7 protein-coding genes and 1 pseudogene are annotated in these 10,475 nt (G+C 67.6%); 6 read left to right on the top strand and 2 right to left on the bottom strand.

The features are described 5' to 3' along the window. The 5 genes and pseudogenes from BM172_RS19730 to BM172_RS19710 form a co-directional block, all read left to right on the top strand. A pseudogene (locus tag BM172_RS19730) lies at positions 1 to 200 on the top strand (threonine ammonia-lyase, biosynthetic); the annotation flags it as partial. Positions 201 to 768: 568 nt separating this feature from the next. After that, positions 769 to 1,329 (top strand): RNA polymerase sigma factor, encoded by a 561-nt coding sequence (locus tag BM172_RS19725; protein WP_081804990.1) that lies wholly within the window; start codon positions 769 to 771, stop codon positions 1,327 to 1,329. Continuing rightward, positions 1,326 to 2,360, top strand: coding sequence for a FecR family protein (locus BM172_RS19720; RefSeq protein ID WP_051548298.1), 1,035 nt, complete (start codon positions 1,326 to 1,328; stop codon positions 2,358 to 2,360). Before BM172_RS19725 ends, BM172_RS19720 begins: the two co-directional genes overlap by 4 nt. A 49-nt stretch (positions 2,361 to 2,409) precedes the next feature. Beyond that, positions 2,410 to 5,268 carry a TonB-dependent receptor gene (locus BM172_RS19715; RefSeq protein WP_026633360.1) on the top strand — a complete coding sequence of 953 codons (2,859 nt, stop codon included), beginning with the start codon at positions 2,410 to 2,412 and terminating at the stop codon, positions 5,266 to 5,268. A gap of 355 nt (positions 5,269 to 5,623) precedes the next feature. After that, the gene (locus BM172_RS19710) at positions 5,624 to 8,155 is read left to right on the top strand and encodes a TonB-dependent receptor plug domain-containing protein (RefSeq protein ID WP_026633359.1); all 2,532 of its coding nucleotides are present in this window, start codon (positions 5,624 to 5,626) and stop codon (positions 8,153 to 8,155) included. 100 nt (positions 8,156 to 8,255) lie between these two features. Here BM172_RS19710 and BM172_RS19705 read toward each other — a convergent pair whose 3' ends face one another. After that, positions 8,256 to 8,606 (bottom strand): VOC family protein, encoded by a 351-nt coding sequence (locus BM172_RS19705; RefSeq protein WP_026633358.1) that lies wholly within the window; start codon positions 8,604 to 8,606, stop codon positions 8,256 to 8,258. Between the two features lie 118 nt (positions 8,607 to 8,724). On the opposite strand from BM172_RS19705, the gene ubiA reads away from it, so the two are divergent. Then, positions 8,725 to 9,735, top strand: coding sequence for a 4-hydroxybenzoate octaprenyltransferase (gene ubiA, locus BM172_RS19700; protein WP_081804989.1), 1,011 nt, complete (start codon positions 8,725 to 8,727; stop codon positions 9,733 to 9,735). A 103-nt stretch (positions 9,736 to 9,838) separates the two neighbouring features. Here the strand turns inward: ubiA and BM172_RS19695 are convergent, their stop codons facing one another. Next, the gene (locus BM172_RS19695) at positions 9,839 to 10,465 is read right to left on the bottom strand and encodes a TetR/AcrR family transcriptional regulator (protein WP_026633356.1); all 627 of its coding nucleotides are present in this window, start codon (positions 10,463 to 10,465) and stop codon (positions 9,839 to 9,841) included. Positions 10,466 to 10,475 lie beyond the last annotated feature (10 nt).

Genomic DNA, 10,475 nt, shown 5'->3' with positions numbered 1-10,475 from the left:
ATATGCACCCGGACTGGAACATCAGCCTGTTCCATTACCGCAACCATGGCGCGGACTACGGCCGCATCCTGGTCGGCATCCAGGTGCCGGCCGGCGAGCGCGCGATGTTCGAGCAGTTCCTGGCCCAGCTGGGCTACCCCTGCCGCGACGAAAGCGGCAACCCCGCCTACCGCCTGCTCCTGCGCGAAGCCTCGCCCTGAAGCCCCTCTCCCCTCGGGAGAGGGGTTGGGGTGAGGGTACGGGCGGAGCGCAAGAGTGACGTGCATCGCTCCGGCCGAACCCTCATCCACCTGCCGGCACCTTCCTCGCTCCTCAGAGCCGCGCACATCCATGTGCGCTCCCCGCGTGCTCTCCCACGGGGACTACCTTCGGGTCGCCGGAGGGAGAAGGGTTCATCCCTGGGAACTGAGTAGCCCCAGAGGTAGGGGGGTACACCCCTCCCTGCGTTTATCCCTTCAGATACCCGGGAAAGGCGGCCTGCCGCCCCGCCCCGGCGAGCTTTTGCCGTGTCCGCCCCCTGCCCGGGCGGTCCGGCGCCGGTTCTCTTCCGGTGCTCCCGGAAGAGAGCGCAAGCCGCACGGACCGCGGATTGCGTGGCCTCGTCCCTCCCCTGAGACGAGTCCAACCCTGGAAACAGGGGCTACCCCCCTCCCTCGTGCTTGGGCACGAGGGAGGGATTACCTCCAGCCGTCGCCGTCTCAGCGCGAGGTAGCCTTGAACAATTGCGATACTCTGGCCCTAAGGGGTTTCCGCGTACGGAATCAGGGTATGGGTGGAAGTTCGGCCGACGGCGAACAGCCGGGGAGCTATGCGGGCAATGCACCGCGTTTCGAAAGTTTCGTGCGCGACCAGCGCCATGCCCTGTTGGCTTTCCTGCGACGCCGGGTGTCTTCCGAGGAAGATGCGCAGGACATCGCCCAGGAAAGCCTGGTCCGCCTGATCCGCTACCGCGAGCACGCGCCCGAATCCTGGAGTTCGCTGCTCTACCGCATCGCCATCAACGCACTCAACGACCGCGCCCGCCGCGCGCAGTCGCATTACCAGCACGACCACATCAGCCTGGACGAGCACGCGCACGGCCTGGTTTCCAATGACCAGGACCACGACCAGCGCATCGCCAACCAGCAGGAGCTCGCGCGCCTGCAGCAGGCCCTGCTCGGACTTCCCGCGCGCTGCCGCGAGATCTATCTGCTCAACCGTATCGAAGGCATGAGTTACCCGGAAATAGCCAGACACTGCGGCATCTCGGTCAAGGCCGTGGAGAAGAACATCAGCCGGGCTCTCGCGCTGCTGCGCAAGAAACTGTGCGACCAGGGAGAGGCACGATGAACGCCGAAGACGCCATCTCGTCCCGCCCGCTCCCCACCAGTGCCGAGGCCTGGCTGGCGCGCCTGCAGGCGCCGGACTGCGGCCCCGGGGAACGCGCGGCCTTCGAACGCTGGCGCGCGCAGCACCCGGCGCATGCGCAGGCCTACGCCCAGGTCGAACAGCTGCATGCGAAGGTCGCCCTGCTCGCCGGCGATCCGCTGCTGCGCGCGGCCGGCCTGGCCGCACGCCGGCACAGCGCGGCACGGCGCGACCGGCGCCGCCTGCTGACGCGAGGACTGCCGATCGCCGCGGCCGCTTCGCTGCTGTTGGCAGCGGGCGTCTTCCGCCTGCTGCGCGAAACGCCGGCCCAGGCACCCGCCTCGCTGCACAGCTACGCGAGCGCGACCGAGCTGCCGCGCCGGCTGACGCTGGAGGACGGCACCGTGATGATCCTCGACGCCGACTCGACGGTGACCACGCGCTACGACGGCACGCGTCGCCTGGTCATGCTCGAGCGCGGGCGCGCCGAGTTCTCGGTGGCGCACGCTGCCGCGCCGTTCGAGGTGCATGCCGGCGGCAGCGTGATCCGCGATACCGGCACGGTGTTCCAGGTCAGCAAGGAACGCGACGCCGTGGTGGTGGGCCTGCTCGATGGCGCGGTGGTGGTCACCCACGGCGAGGACGGAAACACGCAGACGCAGGCGCTGTTGCCCGCGCAGCAGATCCGCATCGCCGCGGACGGCGACAGCGGCGTGATCGCTCCGCTGGACACCCAGGCCGCACTGGCCTGGCGCCAGGGCGAACTGGTGTTCCGCCAGCGCCGGCTGGATTCGCTGCTGGCGGAGATGAACCGCTATTCCGACATCAAGCTGCTGCTCGGCGACCAGCGCCTGGCCGACCTGCGCGTCAGCGGCAGTTTCCACGCCGGCGACCAGCAGGCCCTGGTCAAGGCGCTGGATGCCGGCTGGGGCCTGCATGCCGTGGCGACGGGGAACCACGAGCTGACCCTCTATCCCGGCCAAGCCAGCAACGCCGGGGGCGCGCGCCACTGAGTCGCCCGCCGCATCCCGTGCTGCAGCAGCCCCGGCGCATCTAGCCCGTATGCGCGCAGGCAGCGTGTTTCCGGCGTTGGCCGCGGCCCTGTTGCTGCTGCTGTTGCCGGTCCGCGCGTGCCTGGCCGCGGAAGAACGCGACTACCGCATCGCCGCCGGCCTGCTGGACGATGGCCTGCGCGCCTTCGCCGCGCAGAGCGGAACCCAGCTGCTGTATGCGCCGGAGATCGCCGCCGGACGGCGCAACGCCAAGCTCAGCGGGCACTTCTCCGCCGACCTGGCGCTGCAGCATCTGTTGATCGGCAGCGGCCTGCGCGCGGTGGCAGTCGATGCGCATACCTATGTGCTGAAGAGCATGCCGCCCACCGCCGTGCAGAAAGACGAACTGCCGCCGATCGAACGGCCGACGCCGGCACTGCGGCTGGCGCCGGTGGAAGTCACCGGCACGCATATCCGCCGCACCGACGTGGAAACCGCCTCGCCGCTGACCGTGATCGACCGCGAGCAGATCGAGCGCAGCGGCTACCAGACCCTGTTCGACCTGCTGCGCGCGCAACCGGGCATCCGGGTCAGCAATGCGCCGGTGGCCATGACCGAAGGCGAGCTGTATCAGAACAACGGACTGGCCACCGCCACCGGCGCCGCCTCGGTGGACCTGCGCGGCCTGGGCTCGTCCGCCACGCTGTTCCTGGTCGACGGCCAGCGCATGGCCGGCTATGGCCTGAGCCAGAACAACTTCAACACGGTCAACGATCTCAACAGCATTCCGCTGGCCCTGGTCGAGCGCGTGGAAATCCTGCGCGACGGCGCGTCGGCCATCTACGGCTCCGACGCGATGGCCGGCGTGATCAACGTGATCATGCGCAAGGACGCACCGGGACTGGGCCTGGCCAGCAGCTACGGCGCCTCCGACCGCGGCGATGCGCGCCAGCGCCGCGTCACCGCCAGCTTCGGCGGCACGCTCGGCCACCAGCTCAATGCGCTGCTCAGCGTGGACTACCTGGAACGCCAGCCGCTGCTCGGCGGCGCACGCGACTGGAGCCGGCAACGCGGCGGCGCCTATACCGGCGACGGCGCATCCAGCGTCGACGCCTTCGTGCTGGATGGCGCCAACCTGCGCTACCTCGCCGGCGGCTGCTCGGCGCGACAGCGCAATGCCAGCGGCGTGTGCATCGACGACGATGCGCAGCTCACCAGCCTGCAGACCGGCTTGCTCAGCCGCTCCCTGTTCGCGCACCTGGACCGGCGCTTCGATGCGCTGCAGGTCTATGCCGACCTGCGCTGGACCAAGCTCGACCAGCGCCAGCAGATGGCGCCGTTCCGCGACAGCTTCATGCTGCCGGCGAGCCATCCGGATAATCGCAGCGGCGAAGACGAGGCGATCTACGACCACAGCTTCGACGACCTCGGCCCGGTGCGCGACCTCGCCGTATCGACCAACCGTTTCGTCACGCTCGGCGCCAAGGGCCGCTGGGGCGAATGGGATTGGGACGCGCACGCCAACGACCAGCGCAACCGCAGCGTCGACGAACTGCGCGGGCTGCTGCGCGTGGACAACTTCGGCAAGGCGCTGCGCTCGGGCAGCTTCCGCCTGGATGCGCCCAACGACGACGAGGTGCTGCAGGCGATCTCGCCGGTGCTGATGCGCCATGCCAGCGCCTCCAAGACCAGCCTCAGCGTGCAGTTGTCCGGGCCGCTGGCGCAGTTGCCGCATGGTCCGCTGTCGATGGCGATCGGAGCGGAAACCTGGCGCGACCGCCTCGACGACCGCCCCGATCCGCTGCTGCTGCAGAATCTGATCGAGCAGTACGACGCGCCCTATGAGCGCAGCGAGAACCGCCGCAGCCTCGCCGCCTATACCGAGTTCAACGCGCCGCTCACCTCGCGCCTGCAAGCCAACCTGGCATGGCGGCTGGATCGCTCGCAGCCCTACGGCGCCGCCGTCTCGCCCAAGCTGGGCCTGAAGTGGGACGTGCGCGACGACCTCAGCCTGCGCGGCACCTGGGCCAAGGGCTACCGCGCGCCGACCCTGCTGCAGCTGAGCCGGCCGCCGACGCTTGCGGCGACCCGCTTCATCACCCAGGTGTCCAATACCGCGCTGCCTTGCGTCAATGCCACGCCGGCGACCGTGGACACCTCGTTCTGCCAGCTGCAGGCCAACTCGGTGAGCAATCCGCAGTTGCGTCCGGAAACCTCGCGCAGCTACACCCTGGGCGTGGTGTGGGCCCCGACCAGCGCCTTCGGCGTGGCGCTGGATTTCTATCGCATCCGGCGCGACCACGAGATCGTGCAGCTGCCGCTGAGCTATGCCCTGCTGCATCCGGAAAGCTACCCGCAGCTGTTCCAGCGCACGCGCCGCGGCGTGCTGTATGCGCTCAACCAGCAGCTGGTCAACCTGGGCCATACCGATGCGCGCACCATCGACCTGGACGTGCGCTATCAGCACCGGACGGCTCACCTGGGCCGCTACGACTTCCATCTGGGCGTCGATTACCTGGACCGTCTGAACCGGCAGATGATCGCCGGCGATCCGGTCATGCGCTATGCCGGCTATGCCTCGCAGCCGCGCGTCAGCGCGCTGGCCAGCCTGGACTGGACCTATCGCGCGTGGAGCGTCGGCGCCAACCTGCGCGTCACCGGCCACTATCGCTACGAGCCGTATGCCGGCAGTCCGCTGGGCTGTCCGGATGACATGCAGGCCCTGAACAAATGCGAGACTCCGGCGTTCGCACTGCTCGACCTGCACGCCGCCTTCAACGGCATTGCGCACTGGTCGCTGACCCTCAACGTGCACAACGCGCTCGATCACCAGCCGATCTACTACGGCTCGCCGGGTATCGCGTACAACCCGATGTTCGATGACGTCGTGGGTCGCTACTACCTGATCGGCATCGCCTATCGCCCTTGATGCATCGCGTACCGCGTAGGTTGGGGTGAGCCAAAGGCGAACCCCAACGTGGCGCTCGTGGTGCGAGATCTGTTGGGGTTCGCTGCGCTCACCCCAACCTACGCGAAGCTTGCGCAACGCGATCACAAGGCGTGCACGAAATACGTAAGCGCCAACGCAATACGTGGTGACTGTGTGAAGCGATGTATCGCATACGCTTCATCGTCTACACATTTGATGATGTCGTTCGCGCTTTTCGCGTGTCTGCGCTTGACATGATTTTTTTCACGGCGCACGTTCGACCCGGGAGGCGGCAGTCGCAGGTTCGTGCGTGCTGCCGAGTCGTCGTCTCGCACGACTGCAACGGGAGAAATCGATGTCACGTCGTTATGTGTCGCGTCCGCAAGGACGCGTCTGGGTCAGTGCGCGCCATTGCGGCACGGCCATTTTTGGATTGTCGATGGCGCTGGCCGCCAATGCGCAGGACAGCGCATCGGCCGATCAGCAGAAAGCCAAGACGCTCGAAGGCGTGCAAGTCGTAGGCTCGCGCGCCAAGGACCGCACCGCGGCGGAAACGCCGGCGCCGGTCGATGTGATCGGCCGCGAGCAACTGGAGAACGCCGGCGTCGTCGAGGTAGGCCAGGCCCTGCAGATGCTGGAGCCGAGCTTCAACTTCTCGCGCACCTTCGTCAGCGACGGCACCGATACCATCCGTCCTGCGACGCTGCGCGGCCTCGGTCCCGACCAGGTGCTGGTGCTGGTCAACGGCAAGCGCCGCCACCAGCAGGCGCTGGTCAATGTGCAGCAGACCATCGGCCGCGGTTCGGCCGGCACCGACATCAATGCCATTCCGATCTCCGCGATCGAACGCATCGAAGTGCTGCGCGACGGCGCCGCGGCGCAGTACGGCTCGGATGCGATTTCCGGCGTGATCAATATCGTGCTGAAGAAGCAGGTCGGCGAGACCACCGGCTCGGTTACGGCAGGGCAGACTTACAAGGGCGACGGCTTTACCCGCCAGGGCGGCATCAATACGGGCCTGCGCCTGGGCCAGGACGGCTATCTCAATCTCACCGCCGAATACCGCCACCGCGACCCGACCAATCGCGCCGGCCCCGATTCGCTGCGCGTAAGTCCCCCGCGCGTCACGCAGAAGCTCGGCGACGCCGACACCAAGGACGCCTACTTCTGGCTCAATGGCGGCCTGCCGATCGCGCGCGGCGAACTGTACTGGTTCGGCGGCATCTCGCAACGCAAGGGCGACTCGTACGGTTTCTTCCGGCCGGCCGGCGACAACCGCACCATTCCTTCGCTGTATCCGAACGGCTTCCTGCCGAATATCGCCACCAACGTGAAGGATGCTTCGCTCGCCGTGGGCTATCGCGGTCCGCTGGGCGACAAGTGGGACTACGACATCTCGCTGATCCATGGCCGCAGCCAGTTCGGCTTCGACGAACGCAACTCGGCGAACGTGAGCTGGTGGTACGAGCCGCGCGATCCGGCCAACCCGGCCGCCGGCATCTACGGCGCTTCGCCGACCTCGGCCAATACCGGCACGCTGCGGCTCAACGAGACCACCTTCAATGCCGATGTGCGCGGCCCGATCGACTGGGGCGTGGGCAACGATGCGCTGAACCTGGCGCTGGGCTTCGAGTGGCGGCGCGACAGCTACCAGATCCTGCCGGGCGACCCGGTCTCCTACACCTATGGCCGCACCGACAATCGCGGCATTCCGATCTACGGCCAGACCGGCGATATCGCGCAGCCGGGCATGCAGGGCTTTCCCGGCTTCTCGCCGACGGAGGCGGTGAACCTGGGGCGGCACAACATCGCCTTCTATGTCGACGCCGAATCGCAGGTGACGCAGCGCCTGCTGCTCGGCGCGGCCGTGCGGCACGAGCACTACTCCGACTTCGGCGGCACCACCACCGGCAAGGTCTCGCTGCGCTTCGACGCCAACGACAGCTTCGCCGTGCGCGGCACGCTCGCCACCGGCTTCCGCGCGCCCGGCGTGCAACAGTTGTTCTACAGCCAGCGCTCGACCAACCTCGATCCCAGCGGCACGCTGACCGACACGCTGACCGCGCGGCAGAACAGCGCCGTCACGCGCGCCTTCGGCATCCAGCCGCTGAAGCAGGAGACCTCGCACAGCGGCACGGCGGGCATCGTGTACAAGCCCGGCAACGACTTCACGCTGACCGTCGACGTATTCCGCATCGATATCAAGAACCGCATCATCTTCTCCAGCAATATCGTGCCGGAGAGCGTGGGCACCGACGGCAACCCCTGCGCGGCGAACAATGCCAACTGCCCGATCCGCGGCATCCTGGCGCCGTTCGGCGTGGGCCAGGTGCTGTTCTTCACCAATGCGATCGACACGCGCACCAAGGGCATCGACGTGGTGGCGGAGAAGGGCTTCCGTTTCGACGACAACTCCACGCTCGACCTCACCGCCCTGCTCAACTACAACAAGACCGAGGTCACCAAGCGCAAGTCGCAGTCCGCGATCCTGCCGCCGGACAAGCTGTTCGACGATACCCAGGTGACCCTGATCGAGCAGGGCCAGCCACGCGTGCACCATATTCTGCAGGGCGTCTATCACACCGGCCCATGGGACTTCACGCTGCGCGGCAATTACTTCGGCCCGGTCAGCGGCCAGGGCTTCACTCCCGGCGTCGTGCAGACCTGGGGCGGCAAGTGGCTGGCCGACCTGGCGCTGGGCTACCGCTTCTCGCGCAACCTGAAGTTGACGGTAGGCGCGGACAACGTGTTCGACACCTATCCGGACAAGTGGGATCCGGTACGCGGCGCACCGTTCCCGCAGCTGGGCTTCGTCTACGGCTGGGAGACGCTGCCGTTCGGCGTGAACGGCGGGTATTACTACGCGCGGCTGGACTTCAAGTTCTGACGCGACCGTGGCGCAGGTTGGGGTGAGCCGCAGGCGAACCCCAACATCGCAACATCCAAACGCACCGCACCGTTGGGGTTCGCCTGCGGCTTACCCCAACCTACGTGGCATCCAGCTCGAACACGTGGTTGTCGTAGTCGCTGAAGTACAGCGCGCTGTCGCCGCGCGCCACCTGGTACTCGATCTTCAGCACGCCCAGCCGCTCGGCGCAGGCGCGCAGCTCCGCGGCGTCGACCGCCAGGGCGATGTGGTCGCCGTGGCGGGTGGCCGGCCCCATGCCCTTCACCAGCACGAAGCGGACGCCGGCCAACTCGACGTGGGCTTCCTGGTGGTGGCTGTCGTCGGGCTCGCTGACCAGGATGCGGGCGTCGGGGAAGACCGCGGAAAGCAGGCGTGCGGTCTGGTCCGGGTCGTGCACGATCAATGCGATATGGCTGATGGCCTTGGGCATGGCGGCTCCTCGGGCGACGCCTGAGAGTATGCGCGCGGGTGGGCCAAGTCGATGACAACCGTGTTTCACGGCATCCGTCACGCCAACCCGACCGAGCGGCCACGCTAAACTTCGCCGCATGGCTCCGACTTCCCGCAAGCGCCAGCGGCGCGTTCCCTCCTCCGGCTCGGCGCGTCCGCGCCCCGCCGCCGCCACCCCGGCCCGCCCGGCCGACAGCTCCACCCGCGCGACCCGCGTGCTGGACGTGCTGCTGCAACGCCTGCCGCCGCGCTACCGGGAAAAGGCCCGCGACTACCTGGTGCTGACCCGCATGGATCGCCCGATCGGCGCCCTGCTGCTGCTGTGGCCGACCTGGTGGGCGCTGTGGCTGGCGGCCGGCGATTTTCCGCCGGTGAAGGCGCTGGTGATCTTCACCCTGGGCGTGTTCGCCATGCGCGCGGCCGGCTGCGCCATCAACGACTACGCCGACCGCAAGCTGGACCCGCAGGTGGAACGCACCGCTGGCCGCCCGATCGCCGCCGGCCGGGTGACGCCGCGCGAGGCGCTGATCGTGTTCGGCGCGCTATTGGCGTTCTCCTTCGTGCTGGTGCTGTTCACCAATGCGCTGACCATCAAGCTGTCGTTTGCCGGCGCCGCGCTGGCGGCGCTGTATCCGTTCACCAAGCGCTATACCTATATGCCGCAGGTGGTGCTGGGGGCAGCATTCGGCTGGTCGATCCCGATGGCGTTCGCGGCGGTGAGCAATACCGTGCCGCCGCTGGGGTGGCTGGTGTTCATCGCCAATATCCTGTGGTCGGTGGTGTATGACACGCAGTATGCGATGGTGGATCGCGATGACGACCTGAAAGCCGGCGCCAGGTCGACGGCAATTCTGTTCGGTGATGCCGATCTGCCGATCCTGGGGATACTGAGTGCCACTTTCCTGCTGGCGATGCTGTTTGTCGGCCAGCGGGCGATGCTGGGTTGGCCGTATTGGGTGAGCCTGGTTGGCGCCGCCGGTCTGTTCGGTTGGCAGTTGTGGCGGATTCGCACGCGCGAGCGGGCGGCGTGTTTCTGGGCGTTCCACAACAACAAGTGGCTGGGGATGTTGTTGTGGATAGGGATCGTGCTGGCGCTGGCGGTGAAGTAGTCCCGTAGCACCGGCGTAGGTTGGGGTGAGCCGCAGGCGAACCCCAACGTGGCAACATCCGAACGCTTCGCATTGTTGGGGTTCGCCTGCGGCTCACCCCAACCTACGCCGGTCGGGTTACCGGCCCGACCAGGCCATCCCACGCCTTCATCGCGCAATCCACCACGCCCATCAGCTGCTTGCGCGATGCGCCGTCGCGGGCCTGCAGCGAGAGGCCATTGAGTACGGTGGCGTAGAACGCGGCTACCGTGGCGATGTCCGTCGCCGCCGGCACGTCCCCCTCGCTGACACCCTGCTTCAGGCGGCGGCGGATCAATGCCTGCGTTTCGTTCCTGCGTTCGGCCAGGTCGTGGAAGACCGCCTCGTTGTCGGCAGTGCGATGCGTCGCTCCGAGCACCACCAGGCAGCCGCGGCCATTGCCGAAGCGGCGTGCGGCTTCGCGCAGCATGGCTTCGACGGCGCCGCGCGCGGTGACGTCGCGTTTGTGCAGTTCGTCGCGGGTGCGGGGGCCGGCCGCGTTCACGTACAGGTCCAGCGCTTCGCGGAACAGCGCCTCCTTGCAGCCGAAGGCCGCATACAGGCTCGGCGCATTGATACCCATGGCTGTCGTGAGGTCGCCGATGGACGCACCGTCATAGCCGCGATCGAGAAACACCTCCATCGCCTGGCGCAGGACCTGGTCCCGATCGAATTTTCGCGGGCGTCCCCGCTCTTTGGCCACGGTGGTCATCGGCGCACCT

This window comes from Dyella marensis, from assembly GCF_900112865.1.
Classification (GTDB): Bacteria; Pseudomonadota; Gammaproteobacteria; order Xanthomonadales; family Rhodanobacteraceae; genus Dyella_D; species Dyella_D marensis_A.
This window is presented reverse-complemented; position numbering and strand designations above follow the sequence as displayed.